This window comes from Paracoccus bogoriensis, assembly GCF_019431455.1.
Taxonomy (GTDB): domain Bacteria; phylum Pseudomonadota; class Alphaproteobacteria; order Rhodobacterales; family Rhodobacteraceae; genus Paracoccus; species Paracoccus bogoriensis.
Genome location: NZ_JAHYSR010000071.1, coordinates 1 through 353, shown reverse-complemented (window position 1 = coordinate 353; position 353 = coordinate 1). Strand labels below are relative to the sequence as shown.

The window sequence follows — 353 nt, the reverse complement described above, 5'->3', positions numbered from 1 at the left end:
ACACCGCAGCGGCCGCCTAACCATGAGCCCGGCAACGCTGCCCCGACCCGATTTCAACATTCATCGGGACATCCCCCCGCAGCCACAGCCGTTCTTCGCGGTAGATGCGCTCGACGACTTTTACGTTCACCCTGAACCCCTCAAGGACGAGTTTTGCATGCAGCATGCGATAGCCATACCTCCTGTGCTTGCCTGACAAGATGATCAGGCGCTCTCTGAGCCGTGCGTGGCGGTCTGGCCGGGCCTGACAAGCCAAGCTCGACCGCGAAATCCCGACCAGCCTGCACGCCCGCCGCTCCGAAAACTGATGCTCTTCCATCAGCGTCTTCACTGCGTCGCGGCGGTGCGCAGGC

At 62.6% G+C, this 353-nt stretch carries 1 protein-coding gene; it reads right to left on the bottom strand.

Annotated elements, in window-relative coordinates; translation table 11 throughout:
- Positions 1–16 precede the first annotated feature (16 nt).
- The coding region (locus tag KY389_RS15100; RefSeq protein WP_219831790.1) for an IS3 family transposase at positions 17–353 on the bottom strand (337 nt) is incomplete at its 5' end.